14 protein-coding genes and 2 pseudogenes are annotated in these 16,570 nt (G+C 70.9%); 11 read left to right on the top strand and 5 right to left on the bottom strand.

Features of this window, described 5'->3' with window-relative positions:
• Nucleotides 1–111 precede the first annotated feature (111 nt).
• The 3 genes and pseudogenes from ACQB60_RS20415 to ACQB60_RS20405 form a co-directional block, all read left to right on the top strand.
• A pseudogene (locus ACQB60_RS20415) lies at nt 112–243 on the top strand (maleylpyruvate isomerase N-terminal domain-containing protein); the annotation flags it as partial.
• Nucleotides 244–316: 73 nt separating this feature from the next.
• The gene (locus ACQB60_RS20410; protein ID WP_496927439.1) at nt 317–454 is read left to right on the top strand and encodes a hypothetical protein; all 138 of its coding nucleotides are present in this window, start codon (nt 317–319) and stop codon (nt 452–454) included.
• Nucleotides 451–534: pseudogene (locus tag ACQB60_RS20405) on the top strand (hypothetical protein); the annotation flags it as partial. The gene ACQB60_RS20410 and the pseudogene ACQB60_RS20405, both read left to right, overlap by 4 nt.
• 213 nt (nt 535–747) lie before the next feature.
• On the opposite strand, the gene ACQB60_RS20400 reads toward ACQB60_RS20405, so the two are convergent.
• Nucleotides 748–1,218: a hypothetical protein gene (locus tag ACQB60_RS20400; RefSeq protein ID WP_496927569.1), complete on the bottom strand. Its 471-nt coding sequence runs from the start codon at nt 1,216–1,218 to the stop codon at nt 748–750.
• 70 nt (nt 1,219–1,288) lie between these two features.
• Nucleotides 1,289–3,289 (bottom strand): hypothetical protein, encoded by a 2,001-nt coding sequence (locus tag ACQB60_RS20395; RefSeq protein WP_496927438.1) that lies wholly within the window; start codon nt 3,287–3,289, stop codon nt 1,289–1,291.
• A 171-nt stretch (nt 3,290–3,460) separates the two neighbouring features.
• Here ACQB60_RS20395 and ACQB60_RS20390 point away from each other — a divergent pair, with 171 nt between their 5' ends.
• Nucleotides 3,461–4,210, top strand: a complete 750-nt coding sequence (locus ACQB60_RS20390) for a hypothetical protein (protein ID WP_496927437.1) — start codon at nt 3,461–3,463, stop codon at nt 4,208–4,210.
• A gap of 39 nt (nt 4,211–4,249) precedes the next feature.
• Here ACQB60_RS20390 and ACQB60_RS20385 read toward each other — a convergent pair whose 3' ends face one another.
• The gene (locus ACQB60_RS20385; RefSeq protein WP_496927436.1) at nt 4,250–7,300 is read right to left on the bottom strand and encodes a CARDB domain-containing protein; all 3,051 of its coding nucleotides are present in this window, start codon (nt 7,298–7,300) and stop codon (nt 4,250–4,252) included.
• 215 nt (nt 7,301–7,515) lie between these two features.
• Between ACQB60_RS20385 and ACQB60_RS20380 the strand changes: the two genes are divergently transcribed.
• The 3 genes from ACQB60_RS20380 (at nt 7,516) to ACQB60_RS20370 (ending at nt 11,768) form a co-directional block, all read left to right on the top strand.
• On the top strand, nt 7,516–9,567 hold the full coding sequence (locus tag ACQB60_RS20380; RefSeq protein ID WP_496927435.1) for an ATP-binding protein: 2,052 nt from the start codon (nt 7,516–7,518) through the stop codon (nt 9,565–9,567).
• A 130-nt stretch (nt 9,568–9,697) separates the two neighbouring features.
• Entirely contained in the window at nt 9,698–11,080 is a 1,383-nt protein-coding gene (locus tag ACQB60_RS20375; protein ID WP_496927434.1) for an FAD-binding oxidoreductase, read from the top strand.
• A gap of 154 nt (nt 11,081–11,234) precedes the next feature.
• A complete protein-coding gene (locus ACQB60_RS20370; RefSeq protein ID WP_496927433.1) occupies nt 11,235–11,768 on the top strand; it encodes a cupin domain-containing protein in 534 nt (177 codons plus the stop codon).
• A 10-nt stretch (nt 11,769–11,778) separates the two neighbouring features.
• Here ACQB60_RS20370 and ACQB60_RS20365 read toward each other — a convergent pair whose 3' ends face one another.
• Complete coding sequence (locus ACQB60_RS20365) at nt 11,779–12,399, bottom strand: TetR family transcriptional regulator (protein WP_496927562.1); 621 nt, start codon at nt 12,397–12,399, stop codon at nt 11,779–11,781.
• 49 nt (nt 12,400–12,448) lie between these two features.
• Between ACQB60_RS20365 and ACQB60_RS20360 the strand changes: the two genes are divergently transcribed.
• Nucleotides 12,449–12,916 (top strand): SRPBCC family protein, encoded by a 468-nt coding sequence (locus ACQB60_RS20360; protein ID WP_496927432.1) that lies wholly within the window; start codon nt 12,449–12,451, stop codon nt 12,914–12,916.
• Nucleotides 12,917–12,929: 13 nt separating this feature from the next.
• Here ACQB60_RS20360 and ACQB60_RS20355 read toward each other — a convergent pair whose 3' ends face one another.
• The gene (locus tag ACQB60_RS20355; RefSeq protein ID WP_496927431.1) at nt 12,930–13,337 is read right to left on the bottom strand and encodes a hypothetical protein; all 408 of its coding nucleotides are present in this window, start codon (nt 13,335–13,337) and stop codon (nt 12,930–12,932) included.
• Between the two features lie 158 nt (nt 13,338–13,495).
• Here ACQB60_RS20355 and ACQB60_RS20350 point away from each other — a divergent pair, with 158 nt between their 5' ends.
• The 3 genes from ACQB60_RS20350 (at nt 13,496) to ACQB60_RS20340 (ending at nt 16,565) form a co-directional block, all read left to right on the top strand.
• The gene (locus ACQB60_RS20350; protein ID WP_496927430.1) at nt 13,496–13,762 is read left to right on the top strand and encodes a hypothetical protein; all 267 of its coding nucleotides are present in this window, start codon (nt 13,496–13,498) and stop codon (nt 13,760–13,762) included.
• Between the two features lie 462 nt (nt 13,763–14,224).
• On the top strand, nt 14,225–15,322 hold the full coding sequence (locus tag ACQB60_RS20345; protein ID WP_496927429.1) for a cytochrome P450: 1,098 nt from the start codon (nt 14,225–14,227) through the stop codon (nt 15,320–15,322).
• Nucleotides 15,315–16,565: a cytochrome P450 family protein gene (locus ACQB60_RS20340; protein WP_496927428.1), complete on the top strand. Its 1,251-nt coding sequence runs from the start codon at nt 15,315–15,317 to the stop codon at nt 16,563–16,565. The genes ACQB60_RS20345 and ACQB60_RS20340 overlap by 8 nt, the downstream gene beginning before the upstream one ends.
• Nucleotides 16,566–16,570 lie beyond the last annotated feature (5 nt).

Genomic DNA, 16,570 nt, shown 5'->3' with positions numbered 1-16,570 from the left:
AGGGTCCGCGCAGACCTCGCCCCGGGGGGCGTGCACCGAACGGCCACAATTATGCAAGCACCCTTACTCGCTTGTTTTCTTCGGCGCTGCCATGCCCGAGGGGAGCGTCCCGTGTCCGATCCGACGCCCGTGTTCGACGACCTGCGCGAGGAGAGCGAGGAACTCGACCGGCTGGTGGCCGAGTTGGGCGCCGAGCAGTGGGCGCTCGCCACCCCGGCGCCCGGCTGGAGCGTCGCCCACCAGGACAGCGCCGGTGCTGCCGATGGTGCCGGGTACCCCTGAGCGCCGCAGCTTCGACTAAGTCCGGCACGGCACCGTGGACCTCTTCGCCGCCCTGAACACCGCCACCGGCAAGGTGATCGGGAAGCTCTCCGCACAGCACCGGGCGGTCGATTTCCGTGACTTCCTCGACGAGATCGACCGCCAGACCGATCCCGGCCTGGCGGTCCAGTGATCTGCGACAACCTCTCCGCCCACAGGGCGCCGGTGGTGCACAAGTGGCTGCTTGCGCATCCCCGGTTCCGCCTGCACTTCACCCCGGCCTACTCGTCCTGGATCAACCAGGTCGAGCGGTGGTTCGCGGAGCTGGAACGGACAGGCTGGGCCCTTCAAGTGGACCAAGACCGCAGACCAGATCATCGACCGCACCTGCCGCACCTGCCGCTACTGCCGCTACTGCCGCTACTGCCGCTACTGCCGCTACTGCCGCTACTGCCGCTACTGCGACAGGATCTCCGGACCGGGACACTAGGCCGTGTCCGGCGGCGCCTGGAAGCCGTCCTGGGTCCACGTGGCCTCGAACGGCATGTCGGGGTCGAGGTTGCGGATCCGTGCGGACATGTCGCGGTCGACGACGAGCAGGGTGATGTCCGTCGTCGCGGGCAGATCGATGTCGTGCCGGGTCGCGAAGGCGTACGGGTCGGCTGCCGCCTCCCGGGCCAGGTCGGGGTGGGTGGCCAGCGACTGGAGGAGTTCGCCGATGTGCGCGTCGTCGCCGAGCGCGATGAGGCGCACGTGCTTGGCGATCGACCGCTCGACGTCCGCGAGGTCGCTCTCCAGCGCCGACCGCGACGGGCCCGGCTTGGGCTCGTCGGGCCAGGGCGGCCTGCGGCGGAGCAGTCGGCGCAGCCTGGCCGACTGCTCGCGCAGGTCGGCGAGATCCTGCCGGTGGCCTTCGAGCAGGCGCTGGAGCGTGACCTGGTGCGGGTTGTCGGGCATGGGCGGTCTCCAAGACGTGGCGGTGCGTCAGAGGCTGGCGCGTCGGAGGCGGGTGCGTCGGAGGCGTGCGTCAGAGGCGGGTGGACCAGTCCCCGTGCTGGTACGTCATGACGGGGGCGACGGTCAGCTGTCCCTGAGCGTCGAGGGTGAACGCCACCACCGACCACAGCCGGTCCGGGCCGCCGGGGACATCGGTGACGACCCAGCGACCGCGCTGTGCGGGCACGGAGTTGGCGTCGAGGCTGAGCAGCGTCACCGAGGCACCGGAGTCGGTGAATGTCTTCTCGCCGGAGTAGTTGTCGATCCAGCAGTGGTACTCCCCCGCGACGAAGGCGCCGGCGACCTTGCTGACAGTGATGCGCTCGGGGCCGGTGGCGTCGCGGTCGTCGACGTCCAGGCGGACGAAGGGCACCGGCTGCATGGTGGTGAACAGGCAGTGGAAGCGCCCGTTCGCGTTGTCGGGACCGGAGGCGTGCAGATCGAGGTCGCGCGGGGCGGCGCCCCAGTCGAGCTGCACGATGAACGCGGCCGGGGCCAGCACGGCCATGTCGCGGCGGAGCCGGATGGTGATGGTCAGCGTGCCGGAGCCCGGGATGCTCGCGCTGACGGTGCTCGGCAGATAGCCGGACTTGCCCGCCCGTACGGTGGCGCCGCCCGCCGGGCGGACGGCGGTGAAGGTGGCCTGGGGCGGGGTGCCGCCGGTGGTGGCGGTGCGCACCGCCGTGTCGCTGGTGGTCAGGCGCACGCCGGCGCCGTCGAGGGGCTGGTCGTTGTCGGCGTCCAGGACACGGACGACGACGGTGGCCGCGCTGAACTGCACGACGATCTCGACGTGCTTGCCTTCGGGCCCGATCGTCACGACGCGGTCGGAGCTGGGGTCCTGGTCGGTGGACACCTTCAGCTGCCGGTGCGGCACGCAGGCGAACTGGAAGCGCCCGCTCAGGTCTGTCCTCGTCTGGTACGGATTGCCGTCCAGGTCGAGGAGCGCGTTGCCCTGCAGGTCGGTGAGGTAGACCCACTCGCCGGGCATGGGGCTGCCCGCGGTGTCAGTGACCCGCCCGGTGACCATGGTGCAGTCCAGGCCGACGGGCACGTCGACGGAGCCCCGGTCGGGGACCTGGGCGGTGACGGTCTTGGTCTGGAAGCGGTCGGCTGTGGCGCGCAGTTGCAGGGGTCCGGCGGGTACGCAGTCGCGCTCGGCTCCCTCGACGACCGCGGTGAGCCGGGCGCGGCCGTCGGACGGCGCGGGCGGTGTGTCACCGGCGAACGGCACGCTCGGCGCCAGGGCGGTGACGTGCGCGTCCGCGACGGGCCGCCCCGTGGCGTTGCTCAGGACCACCGCGGTGACGCCCGCGCAGCTGCGGCAGGGCGTTTCGGTGGACGGCCGCCAGCCCAGGTCGGGCCGGACCTCATTGAACTCGACGGTGAAGACGGTGGCCGCCGCCGCGCCGGGCGCCGCGTCGCCGTCGACGCGGCGGGGGCTGGTGTCGTCGCGCAGCCGCCAACTCCGCGTCGGCTGGGCCGCGTTGTGCGTACGGAAGGTGAACGTCGCCTGGTCCCCGCTGCCGATCGGCGTGCCCGCCGGGGCCGGGTTGCCGCCCTCGATCTTGGTGATGGTGAACGTCCACTCGAGGGGGTCGCCGGGCCGGTAGGCGGGGTATCCCTCGGAGAGCGGGGACGTCACCAGGACGGAGCGGTCGGGGCCACCGAACTGGTACCGCACGAGCTGCGGATCCTTCTTGCTCTTCTTGGGAAGGAACAGCACGCCGTGGTCGATGCGCACGAGGACGTCCGGCAGCGGCCGCCAGGTGTCGTCGACGGCGCGCAGCACCATCTGATCGCCGCTGCGCACCGGCCACGTCGTCGGCTCGTCGATGAGGAACGTGTCCCAGGGGCCCGGCTGTTCGGAGGTCGGCCCGAGGTAACCGACGTATGCGGTAGGCCCGTTGATGGCCCTCAGATACCGGCCGTCGCCGGTACGGATGCGCAGGGCATTGGCCTTGAGCGGCGCGGGCCTGCACCCACCGTCGACACACTCGCACCATTCCGAGCAAGGCGGCCAGCAGCTCATCCGCTCCCCCGTTCCCGCGCGCCGTCTCTCCCGTCGGCAGCGTTCCCGGTCGGGCCGCACCCGAGGCAGGGCCCGTCGGACCCCTGTCCCGGTCCGTTCGGCCGGGCCGTTCAGCCCTGTCCCCTTGGGCGGGGGCCTGGCGGAGCCCGCACATCATTACGATCAACTTCCATGAACGACGACGTGCGCAACATCCTGCTCGGCCTGGTGGCGACCGGGATCAGCGCGGGCCTCGGGTGGTTCACGCGCACCTCTCTGTGGCGCCGTGCCCTGGGGCGCAAGCAGCGCTTCTTCGGGCTCCCGGCGGACACGGAATGCCTCCTGGTCGTCAACGGCAAGGCCGGGGAGCCGCGTTGGACGGTCGCGCGGCGTGACGTGTTCGCGCTGCTTGAAATCTCCATGCTCATCAAGGAGTGCGGGGCGAGGGCGGAGATCGTCGCCCACGACACGGCGCGCCGGGGTCTGGGCGAGACGACCGAGTTCTGCATCGGCGGCCCCGTGTCGAATCAGCGGATGGCCGCGCATCTGCGCAATCTGCTCCCGGGCTTCTCCATGAACACGGCGGACACGACAGGTCCTCGACTCGGAGCCTTCACTGTCGGCGGCCAGCAGTACCGGATGGACAAGGGGCGTGTCGAACATGTCCTGCTGGCCCGGCTGTTCAGCCGGGACGAGGGCGGAGGCGGGCGGCCGGTCTTCCTGATCTGCGGTCAGCACTCCAACGCCAATCACGCCGCGGCCCGCTATCTGGCGCGTCGGCACGTGCAGTTGGCGAAGACGTACAAGGACGCGCCGTTCTGTCAGCTGCTCAAGGTCGTCGACTCAGAGGCGTACGGTCCGGACGTGGTCGAGTTGGTCGGCGATGTCACCCGGGCCGCCGTCACTCCCGCGGTGCCGAGCGCGCCGCCCGGACCTCCATGAGGTCCGGGCGGCCTGGCGGGGAGGCCAGGGGTGGGAGCGTTACCGCTCGCGTCGCTTCGGTGGTGCGGTGGCGCCGGACTTCGTGCTGCCGCCGTGGATGACGAACTGTGAGCCCGGTTCGGTGAGGATGTCGCCGTCGCGGGAGTCGCTGATCTTCACGCCGGTGAGCGTCGCGCTGCCGCGGGCCCCGCTCATGGCGAGGATGCCGGAGCCGTTGGTGGACCTGGAGATCGTCACGTCGCTGATCTTCACGTCCGGCATGGCGCCGCCACCCGTCTTGAACTGGATGCCGTCGTAGGTCGAGTCGTGGATGTCGGTGTCGCGGATCGTGACGCCGGGGATGTCCTGTCCCTGGGCGAACAGGGTGATGGCGCCGAACTCCTGGTCCTCGTTCCAGAAGGCGCCGCCCGTGCGGTAGAGGCCGTTGTTGGCGATCAGGGTCTGGCCGGAGAAGGGCAGCGGGTCGTGGTCGGTGGCGAGCATGATGCCGGGGTAGTTCATGGTGTCGTGGACGAGGTTGTTCTCGATCTTGTTTCCGTAACCGCCGTAGACCGCCAGTCCGTTGGCGCGCCAGGGCAGCTGGATGGTGTTGTTGCGGAAGGTGTTGTCGTGGCCGATGTCGGTCGCGGGGTCCTTGACGTACTTGTTGGCCCACACCGCGAGCGCGTCGTCGCCCGTGTTGCGGAACGAGGAGTTGTAGACGGTGGAGTTGCGGGTGCCGTTGGTGAAGTTCACGCCGTCCGCGTAGGTGTTGCGGATGCGGACGCCGCTGAACTCCAGGCCGTCGCCGGGGCCCCACAGTTCGGGGATGTTGCTGTAGTCCCGGCCGACCCAGGCGCCCACGTTGGCGTGCTCGATCCACACGTTGCTGATCTTGGTGTTCTTGCCGAAGCGGCCGTTGAGTCCGATGCCGCCCTCTTGGTTGCCGTCGCCGCCGCGGATGGTGCCCGAGCCGAAGATGGCGATGTCGGAGATCTTGGTGTTGTCGTCGATGTCGAAGCCGAAATTTCCCTCGTGCGGGTGGTTGATGCCGCCCGCGTCCTGGGGCGGGGTCAGGGTGTAGAGCTGCGAGTGCCACATGCCCGCGCCGCGGACGGTGACGTCGCGGATGCCGACCTGGTTGTAGTCGCCTCGGTTGAGCGGGTCGTCGGTGAGGATCTTCTGTTCCTGGCGCCACTGCCCGGCCGGGATCCACACGCAGGAGATGTCGCCGTTCTGGTCGGCGGTGACGGCCTTCTGGATCGCGGTGGTGTCGTCGATGCCGTCGTTGGGGATGGCGCCGTACTCGGTGATCGAAGTGCACTCGGCGGGCTTGTCCTTCGGCGGGGCCACCTGCTCCAGGTCGACCAGGTCGACGATGTAGAAGGCGGCGTCGTCTCCGGCGTCGCGCTGCAGCCGGAACTTGGTGCCCTGGGGATAGGTCTGGTCGAGCAGCGCGTGCGACTCGTCGAACAGGCGCCGTGCGTCACCGCCCGGCCGGTTCGTCAGGCCCTCGGGCTGGTCGGTGTTCCCGTACAGCCAGCTGTGCTTGGAGGAGAGGGTCACCTTCTGTACGAAGGTTCCGTCGGCGTAGAGGCTGAGGGTCTTCTCCTGGCCGCCGCCGCCCGGGGCGTCGGGTATGGAGTTGCGCACGACCAGGGAGTTGGCGGCGCTGGTGGAGGTGAATTCCACGTACTGGCCGGTGGAGTTGAGGCGCACGGACTTGCGGCCCGAGGACTCGGTGGCGAAGTTGGTGTGCCCGAAGGTGCGCTGGGCGTCGCTCTCCAGGAGCGTGCCGTCGTACTTGGCGTCCTCCGCCTCGTACTCGGTGTAGGGCACGGCGGCGCCGCGGCCGACGACGATGGAGCGGGCGAAGACGTTGTTGTCCTCGTTGGTCTCGGGGACCGTACTGGTGGCGTCGGCGGTGGCCGTGAGGGTGGCGCCGCCGCTGGTCGCCTTCCAGCTGCCGCCGATGTCGACGGTGGCGGTGTCACCCGCGGGGATGGCGGGCGCGGTGCCGTTCAGGGTGGTGTCGCCCACGGTGAGGCGGGTGACCGAGCCGGCGCCCACGGCGGTGGTGCCGCGGTTGTGCACCTTGACGGCGAAGGTGACCTCCGAACCGACCGCCGGGCTGGCCGGGTTGGAGGTGATGCCGGTGACCTCCAGGTCCGGTCCCGGTGTCTGGCCGACCGTCAATTTCTTGTCGGCGATGCGGCTGTTGTTGTCGTTGTCCTGCTCGGGGACCGTGTCGTCGGGATCGACCACCGCGGACACGGTGTAACTGCCCTGCTTGCGCTTGCCGATGGTGACGGGAACGGTCGCGCTCGCTCCGGCGTCCAGGCCCGCGACCGGGGCGCTGCCGACGACGGTGCCGTCCAGGCTGACCTTCACCGTCGTGGCCCGTGCCGCCGCCGAACCCGCGTTGCGCACCGTGGCGTTGACCTTGACGTCATCACTCTCGGTGGGGTCGTCGGGCTGCCAGGTGAGGTCGGTCAGGGTGAGGTCCGGGTTGGGCGCCGGGGTGCCCATGACCTGGAACTCGGCGACCTGGGCCCCGTATCCGGAGCTGTTGTCGAAAATTTTCAGCTGAATGTCGGAGTACCGTCCGTTGACGGGGATGGTCACCGAGTTCTGGTTCGACGAGGGGTCGAAGGTGTAGGTGTCCCGCGCCTTCAGGGAGGTGAAGCCGTCGGCGTTCTGCGCGCGCCCCAGCACCTCGATGCTCTGGGTGCGCTTTGACCAGGCCGCGTCGGGGTTGAGCTTGACGACGACCGATTCGAGGTCGGCGTCGGCTCCGAGCTTCACCGTGAGCGTCGAGGGATGACCGCTCGACTCCCAATAGGTGCTGGTGCTCTTGTCGTTGGCGTTGCCCGCGACGTAGTTCTGCGTGGTGGAGGAGGCGTCGATCGGCTTGCCCGGTGCGAGGTTGGTGGCCTGGGCCGCGTCCGGTACGGGGGCCGGTCTGGCGGGCGCAGCCGCCGGGGCCGGTCGTGCGGGGGCGGCGTGGGCGTGCGCGGACGCGGCGTGCGCGGTGGCGGGCAGGAGCCCGATGGTCATCAGTCCCGCGGTGAGCGCGGCGGCGGTCAGCCGCTTGCCCGGTTTCCATCTCATGGGGGTTCCTCTGCTTCCTGGGGGTGGGGTGCAGTTCTTGCGGGTGAGGTACAGGGCGAACTGTTCTCAGGAAATTGCAGAGCTCAAGTCTCAACTTGAGCTAGTTAGTTCAAGAGTTGCAGACACGGCACCCTAGGTTTGCCTCGCCGTATGAGACTGTCAACGCTTCTCACACGACTTGCCACGCGCCGCAGCGCGATCGGCACACTGGACGCGTGGTGAAAGCGATGCATGACGAGCCCGACCTGTTCGTGGGACGCCGTACCGAACTGGCCTGTGTGGCACAGGCACTTGAAGAGCACCGCGTGGTGACGCTCACCGGGGCGGGAGGCGTCGGCAAATCACGGCTGGCACGGCAGAGCGTCCAGGCCGGGCTCCCCTCCGGTGCCGAGCGGGTCTGCTGGGCGGACCTGTGGCCGCTCCAGGACGACGTGCTCCTTGCGGCGGCGGTGGCGGACGCCTGCGACCTGGCCGACCACACCGCGCGCCTGCCCGCCCAGGCGCTGTCCGACGGGATCGGCGGCCAGCGCCTGCTGCTCGTGCTCGACTCCTGCGAGCACGTGGTCGACGGCTGCCGCCGGCTGCTGGCCGAACTCGTCGACGGCTGCCCACGGCTGACGGTCCTGACCACCAGCCGCGAACCCCTGCACCTTCCGGGCGAGCACATCATCCGCGTCGATCCGCTGCCGGTGGACCGTGAGGCCGTCGAGCTCTTCGCCGACCGCGCGGCCACCGCCGGGCATCCGCTGCGCGGCGACGCCGACCTGGCGCTGGCCCGGAAGGTCTGCGCCGACCTCGAAGGAGTGCCCCTCGCCCTGGAATTGGCCGCCGCCCAGCTGCGCACCCGCGACCTGCGCGAGAGCGTGCGCCGCGCCCACACCCGGCTGGACCTGACGGGGCCGCCGCAGGAATGGGCCCCGGCCTGGCACCACACGCTGCGCACGACGGTCGGCTGGAGCCACGAGCTGTGCGCACCCGAGGAGCGGCTCGCCTGGGCCCGCCTGTCCGTGCTGCGCGGACGCTTCGACGGGGACGCGGCCACGGCCGTCTGCACGGACAGCCCGCTGACGCCGTACGGGGCGCGGCGGGCCATCGCCGCACTCGTCGACAAGTCCGTCCTCACCCTGGAGCGCGACCGCTACCGGATGCTCGACACCCTGCGCGAGTACGGGCAGTGGTGGCTGGAGGCGCTGGGCGAAGGACCGCGGGGGGCCGACCGGCACGCCGACCACTACCTGGAGCTGGCCCGCCTGGCCGACGCCCAGTGGGCCGGACCCCACCAGGCGTCCTGGTACCGCACCCTGCGCGAGTTCCACCTCGACGTGTGCGCCGCGCTGGAGCACCTGCTCGCACACCGCCCCGACGACGCTCTCGAACTCGCCGGTCTGACGGGCTTCTTCTGGGTGTGCTGCGGCCATCTGCACGAGGCGCGGGCCTTCCTGAGCCGCGCCCTGGAGGCCAGCAGCGCCACCGGGCCGGTGCGGGCACGCGCGCTGTGGGCCCTCGGGCTCTCCCACATCCTGCAGGGCGAGCACGAGCCGGGCCTTCGGCTGGCCGCGGCCTGCCGCGACGAGGCCGCCCAGGCCAACAACCGCGAACACCTCCTCAAGGGCGCCTACTTGTACGGCCTCACCGACCTCCTCGACGGCCGCCCCGAACGGGCCCTCATGGAGGCCGTCACCGCGCTCGCCACCCCGGACGCACCCCGGGGCGCCACCCTCCTGTGCCGCCTCGTCCACGTCTTCGCCCTCACCGCGCTCGGCTCACTCACCGAGGCGGCCCGGGAGGCCCGGCTCCTGCGCCAGGAGTGCCGGGCCGACGGCGAGCACTGGACCCGCTCGTACGCGGACTACCAACTCGCCGTCATCGCACTCCTGGAGGGACAGCACACCGACGCCACGCGGCACGCCCGCTCCATGCTCACCTCCAAACGCGAGATCGGTGACAGCTTCGGCGTCGCCCTGGGCCTGGACATCCTGTCGGCGGCCCTCGCGGGTGACGGAAAGGGCGAGGACGCGGCCCTGGCCTACGGGGCGGGACACCGGTTCTGGCAGAACGTCGGCCACCCCCGGCGCGGCACCCCCGAGATCGCCCCCCTGCGCGACCACGGCGAACGCACCGCCCGCCGGCTGCTCGGCGACCCGGCGTACGACCGGGCCTTCCACCGCGCCGCGCAGGCCGAGCCGGAGGCGATGCTGGCCTGGGCGGTCGGCAGCGGCGGAGCACCCGGCGTGGCCGGTGCCGGGCCGGAGGGCGGCGGCCGGTGAGCCGAGGACACAGAGGCGCCGCGCCCCGCCGAGCCACCGCCGCCCCGGCGGGCACTGTCCCCGGCACGAGCGCTCCAGCGCCCCCTGCTCCAGCCACCACCGCCCAGGCCGAGCCCACCCGAGAGGACCAATGATCATGAGCGCCCCCGTCGTCAGCGCGATCCTGGAGAACCTCCCCGCCCACCAGGTCATCACCGACCCGGACAGCGTCGAGGGGTTCAGCCACGACCAGGCCGCCTGGGCGCCGTACGGGCGCCCCGCTGCCGTGGTGCGGGCCGCGTCCGCGCAGGACGTCGCGCACGTCGTCCGCGCCTGCGTCCGGCACCGCACCCCGGTCGTGGCGCGGGGCGCGGGAACCGGGCTCTCCGGCGGCGCCAACGCGGCCGACGGGCAGGTCGTCGTGGCGCTCGACGGGATGGACCGGATCCTCGAGGTGAACCCGCTCGAACGGCTCGCGGTCGTCCAACCCGGCGTCGTCAACGACCACTTGCGCGCGGCCGCGGCCGAACACGGCCTGTGGTACCCGCCCGACCCGGCGAGCTCCCCCTGGTCGACCATCGGCGGCAACGTGGCCACCAACGCCGGAGGCGTGTGCTGCGTCAAGTACGGCGTCACCCGCGACTACGTCCTCGAACTCGAACTGGTCAACGGCCTCGGCGAGGTCGTGCGCCTCGGCCGCAGGACCGCGAAGGGCGTCGCGGGCTACGACCTGGCCGGTCTCGTCGTCGGCTCCGAAGGCACGCTCGGCATCGTCACGGAGGTGACCGTCCGGCTGCGCCCGCTGCCCGGCCCCGCCGTCACGGTCGCCGGATTCTTCTCCTCCGTCACCGACGCCGGAGCCGCCGTGCGCGCCGTCGGGGCCGCCGGACTGACCCCCTCGGCGCTCGAACTGGTCGACCGCCACTGCCTGCGCGCGGTCGACGCGTGGAAGAACATGGGCCTCTCGGTGGACGCGGACGTCGTCCTGCTCGGCCGCCTGGACGACCCGGGCGATACGGGTTCCAAGGCGGCCGAGCGGATGGTGGAGTGCTTCCGCGGGGCGGGCGCGACATGGGCGGAGCGCTCCACCGACGAACAGGAGGCCGACGCCCTGTTCGCGGCCCGCCGCCTCGCCTATCCGGCCCTCGAACGCCTGGGCCCGGTGCTGACCGAGGACGTCTGCGTACCCAAGGAACACGTCCCGGAGATGCTCGGGCGGATCGAGAAGGCCGCGGTCCGCCACGACGTCGTCATCGCGAACATCGCCCACGCCGGGGACGGAAACCTGCACCCCCTGCTGATCACGCCGCCCGGCGACGAGGTGGCGAAGGCCCGCGCCCAGGCGGCCTTCGACGACATCATCGCCGACGCCATCGCACTGGGCGGGACGGTCACCGGGGAGCACGGCGTGGGCCTGCTGAAGAGGCCGGGCCTGGCCGCGGAGATCACGCCGGAGGTGATGGCGATGCACCGCGCGGTCAAGCAGGCCCTCGACCCGCACGGGGTGCTCAACCCGGGCAAGGTCCTCTCCTGAGCCGCTGATGCCGGGGCGGCTCGCCGATGCCCGTTCAACTGCGCGATCCTCGGTGGTCCCCGCCGCGCGCCCGGGTGTTGGCTGACACGTGCGAGGGCCACGGTGCCCGTCGCGCCCACACAGCCACCCCGCGGAGCGAATCGGAGGTCCTGACATGCCGGTGAGGCGAGTGGTGACCGGCCACGACGGTGACGGCAACTCGAAGGTGGAGAGCGACGTCGAGGTCCCCGAAGGTCTGGTGTGGCACGGGAAGTTCGACTCGCTCAACGACTTGGTCGCCACGGTCGACGCGTCCGCGCTGCCCTTCGACCTGTCGGGCCCGCCGGGCGGCTTCATCTTCCAGGTCGACCGCATACCGCCGGATGCGGTCATGAAGCCGCTCTACGGCGCCGGCGGCAACATCCGCGAGGTCACCGGCAACAGCCCGCGGGTCGAACTCGACGCCGAGGGCTTCCACTCCACCACGACGGTCGACCTTCTCTACATCGTGGACGGCGAGTTGACCTGCGAGTTCGACACCGGCAGCGTCAAGCTCCGCCCCGGCGACACCCTCGTGCAGCGCGGCACCCGGCACGCATGGCGCAACGCCGGGACCGAACCGGTGCTGGTGATCGCCGTGCTGTTGAACACGCAGCCCGCAGAGACCGAGAACGACAAGACAGATACCGAGAACGACAAGCAGGACTAGCCGGGCCCCGTCACGCCGTCGAGCCGTAGTACAGCCGCAGGAACTCCTCCATCGCCGCGTCGACCCCGGCACGGTCCCCGGTGGCGAGCAGGTCGAGGAGCAGCCCCCGGACGGTGGCGAGCCCCAGCCGGGCACGGCTGCGCGCCACGTCAGGGTCCACCCCCGCGGCGAGCTCGGCGGCCACAAGAGGCTCCAGCCAGTCCTTCACGAGCCCCTCCAGGAACGGGGCGGCCTCGGGACGGCCCCGCAGCGCATGCCCGTAGATCTCGAAGAAGAGCCTTTCCTGAGGGGCCAGTTGAGGGTCGGCCAGCTGCCGCCACAAGAGCCGGGCGGCGTCGGCGGGTGCGAGTGCAGGATCCAGGCGAAGCCGGGACAGCAACTCCCGCCGCCGCTGCTCCGATGCCCGGACGATCTCGACGAGCAGCTGTTCCTTGGAGCCGAAATGGTGGATCAGCATGCGGTGGCTGACACCGATCCCGGCGCCCAGGGCGCGCAGGCTGAGGTCCGCGATGCCGTGCGCCGCGACGTAATCGACGGCGGCGTCGACGAGTTGGGCACGCCGCCCCCCGTTGCCGCCGTTCCCGTCCGCGTCTCTCTCGTTGCCCTCTTCCGTTTCTTGCTCCCTCTTCATCACGACGCGAGCGTACCGATTGGTACACGCCTCATGTACCGTCTGGTACATGAAGTCTGTCACTGTGTCGACCGACGTACCCCAGACGCCCGAGCAGGTCTTCGACTTCCTCGACGTCATGGCGCACCACGAGCGCTTCACCGACCACTACCTGACCAACTGGCGCTACAGCGGCCCCGCTCACGGCATCGGCTCGTCCGCCACGGTCACGGCCTCGCTCGGCGGCACGAAGGCCGACGTCACCATCGAGGTCGTCGAGGCGGACGCGCCCCGGCGCATCGTCGAACGGAACGTCAGCGCGGGCGGGCAGCGCGTGGCACACGGCACCTACACCGTCAACCCGCGCCCGGCCGGCGGAAGTCACGTCTCCTTCACGTACGCCTGGGAGCGCGCCCCACGCACCGACCGCCTCCTCGCACCCCTGGTCCGGGCCACCATCCGGCGCGCCAACCGCACGGTCATGCACCGCCTGGCGGCCGAGCTGGCTGACCACGCGACGGACGTGGACCGGACATAGACGTGCCCCCCAACTAGGTTGCGGGCTGTCTCAGTTGCGCGACTCCCCCCAGGTGGGCGAGGAGACCGTCCAGGGCCTCCTTGAGGGCTTCGGCGTTGGCCGGGTCGAACCAGGTGGCACGGATGCGTTCGTTGTTTCCGTTCGGGGTCTCGTGGTCGGCGGCGAGCTGGCCCAAGGACCGGGACTCGTCATCCAGCGCACGGCCAACTCCCTGAAAAGGACTCCGGACATAGCGCTCGGCGCCGTCGGAGGCGATGCCTTGGGCTGCGGCCCAGGACGCGAGCGTGGCGAGGCAGGAGTAGTGGGTGGTGAGGGTGCCCGTCAGCGCGGAGAAGACGTCGAAGGCCGCCTCGTCCGCGACGGGAAGCACTCCGCCCAGGGGCTTGAAGAGGGCATCCGCCTCGGGGCGCGAGGGGCACATGACCGTGACGGAGCGGCGTTCGCGGATGGCGGGCAGGGGATGGCGCGGACCACCGGGGCGTCGGTGGCGAGCACCTGCCGCAGATCGTCGTTGGCGACGCCGGCCATCACATTGACGACCACCTTGTCGGGCCCCACGCGCAGTCCTGCCAGGGCCTCGTGCCGGTCCTGGCCGCGCACTGCGACGATCACCGCATCGACTGGATACCCTTCCCCTCCGCCGAGATCCGCTGGGATCACTCCTGCGGCATCGGGCCTGACGGCCACTGGCACGGCTGGTTCCACGTCCGCGTGCATCCGACGGCCCTGCGCCGCATCGTCCTGCACCCCGACCAGCCGACCGCCGAGGTCACGGGACCCTCACCACCGGGGTGGTGGCAGGCCGCGGCAGAGCGCGCCCACCAGAGGCCACGACATAGGACGTGAAGCAACTCCGCACATCTGAGATTGAGTTGACCAGCGAGAAAGCAGCACGTTAGCCGGACGAAAGCGACACGTCAGCAAAACGTGAGTGGTGCCCCCCAGACTCTGGAATGTCCGCAGCGGGCACGTCCTGCCACTCAATACGGTGGTTGGCGCACCTTCCCCTCATCTCTCGTGAGGGCGCCTGCGGGTGAGTCCTGTCCGGTTGATTCTGAGGGGAGGGAATACCCATGGCGAAGATCCTCACGACGGTGCGCAACGCCGGCGCGATCTGCCGCTCGGGCTTGAAGCGGAGTGAGCCGAGTCTGAAGCAGAGCGCTTGGTACTTCTGGTACTAGGCCGGCGGACCGGCATTCCAGCGGGCCGGCTCAACGGCCCCGCACCGGGCCCGCACCCGGCGAGCCGATCGAGGTCTGACGGCGCCGCGTGCGGGCCCTCCGCATCTTCCGAGTACCGGAGTTCTCCATGGCATCCCCAGGCACCGCGCTCTCCGTCGTGCGGACCCCGCACCACCGCCGCACCACCGTCTTCGCACCCCGCCTCGAAGCCCTGATCCGCGAGCACTTGGGCAAGGACCTCGTACGCCTGGAGCCCGACACCATCGGTGTCGCCGGGGTCGGACTCTCGGACCGGATCCTCGCCGCCCGCAAGGCGACGGAGACGGAACGACCGACGTTCAAGCCGCTGCACGGGCGGTCGATCTCCAAAACCGAGGCGTCCTCGGTGATGCGCACGATCGGACGCGACGTGCGCGAGGCACTCCAGCAACCCCTGCCGGAGCGGCTCGACTTGTCGGGGCCGTGGCCGATCACCGGGCACCTGTTCCTGCGGGATCTGCTGCTGCGCGACGACCCGTACCGACTGCGGATCCTCATGAGCCGCAAGCTGGAGATCGACCCGAGGCTGACGTGGACCACGATCGTCGCGGGCGCGGCCCTCCCGCGACGGCCGAAGCCGGGGCCGGGGCCAGGGCTTCAACTGACGCACATCGCACGGCTGTTCGCGGAGGCCGGAAGCTACCACGACCGGCGCTACGCGATGGGCATGTACCGCCGGGCGGCGGCCCCCGTCTGCTTCACCGTCTCCACACTCGTCGCCAACGCGCTCTGGCTCGGCTCACCCTTCGACGACCACGCCTCGAACCGCAACATCCTGTACGAGGCCATGCGCCTGCTGCCCCCGTCGTGGAATCTCCTGCGCAACCGCTCACCGGAGTACCCGGCCATCGACGACCGGATCGGCCCCGGCGACGACGTTCTGCTGCTGCCCCTGCTCACCCACCGCGACCCCACGCTGTGGGAGGACCCGAACGAGTTCCGCCCCGAGCGCTGGGACACCCTCGACCCCGACGACACCCCCGGGTACCTGCCGTTCGGCCATGTCAGCGAGCGCTGTTGGGGCCGCCACATGGTCATGCCGCTCGCCGAGCTCCTCCTGGAGAACATCCGCCGCAGCGGGCTGATCGTCGCCCCGGGGCAGCGCACCGCTGACGTGCCCCTCGTCGGGCTCCTGGGCGTCAAGAAGATCCATCTCGGGCACGCGAGCAAGGTGCGGCATGTCTGACTTCGACGCCGCCCCTGGCTCCGACCACGCCCACGGCTCCGACGACTCCGGCATCGAGGTCCTCGACCCCTCCTTCTTCGGGCGCGCCCACCACGTGTACCGGTCCTGGCGCGAGGCAGGCGGGGTGCGGCGGGCGCGCTTCCCGGGGCCGACCCCCGTCGAGGGCTGGGTCATCACCTCGTACGCGGAGGCGAAGGCCGCCCTGGCCGATCCCCGGCTCAGCAAGCACCGGTCGGTCGAGAAGTTCGGGCAGCACGTCGGGCTCACCAGCGGTCCGGGCGGCGCGCTCTTCACGCACATGCTCAACTCCGACCCGCCCGAGCACACACGGCTGCGCAAGCTCGTCCAGCGGGCCTTCACCGCCAAGCGCGCGGCCGGACTGCGTCCGCTCGTCGAGGGCCATGTGGCGTCACTGCTCGATGCGTGGGAGGACCGCGAAGAGGCGGAGCTGATCGGTGAGTTCGCGCTTCCGCTGCCCGTCGCGGTGGCCTTCGACCTGTTCGGCGCGTCCGACGCCGACCACGAGGCGCTGCAGGTGCGCGGCAACACCCTCACCGGCGGGCAGGGCGACGGCGAGGTGTCCGTGTTCACGGCGGAGAGCATGCTCGCGTATCTGCGGGCGCTGCTCGACCTCAAGCGCGAGCACCCCGACGACGGGCTCCTCTCCGCCCTCCTCACCGCCCGGCACGAGGACGGGGACGCCCTGAGCGAGGACGAGATCACCTCGATGGCATTCCTCTTGTTCGTCGCCGGCCACCAGACCACCGTCAACCTCATCGCCAACGGAATCCACACCCTCCTCACGCACCCGGACCAGCGCGCGGCGCTGACGGCCGACCCCACGCTCATGCCCCGGGCGGTCGAGGAGATCCTGCGGTACGAGTCCCCGTCCGCCCTGGCGTCGTTCCGCTACGCCACCGAGCCGGTCACCGTCGCCGGAGTGACCATCCAGGAAGGCGAGTTCGTGCAGATCTCCCTCCTCGGCGCGAACCGCGATCCCCGCCTCTTCCCCGACCCCGACCGGTTCGACATCCACCGCGAAGAGGCGTCCCGGCACATCGCGTTCGGCCACGGGATCCACCACTGCCTGGGCGCACCCCTGGCCCGCCTCCAGGCCGAGGTGGCCTTCACCCGGATCCTCGAGCGCTTTCCCGGCCTGCGCCCGGCGGAGGGCGAAGACGCCGTGTGGCAGTCCAACCCGCGCCACCGCGGCCTGCTGGAACTGCCCGTACGGCTGCGCTGAGCCGC

Source organism: Streptomyces odontotermitis (assembly GCF_050510915.1).
GTDB lineage: Bacteria > Actinomycetota > Actinomycetes > Streptomycetales > Streptomycetaceae > Streptomyces.
The sequence above is the reverse complement of the archived record's forward strand: the minus strand, read 5'-3'. Positions and strand labels throughout refer to the sequence as shown.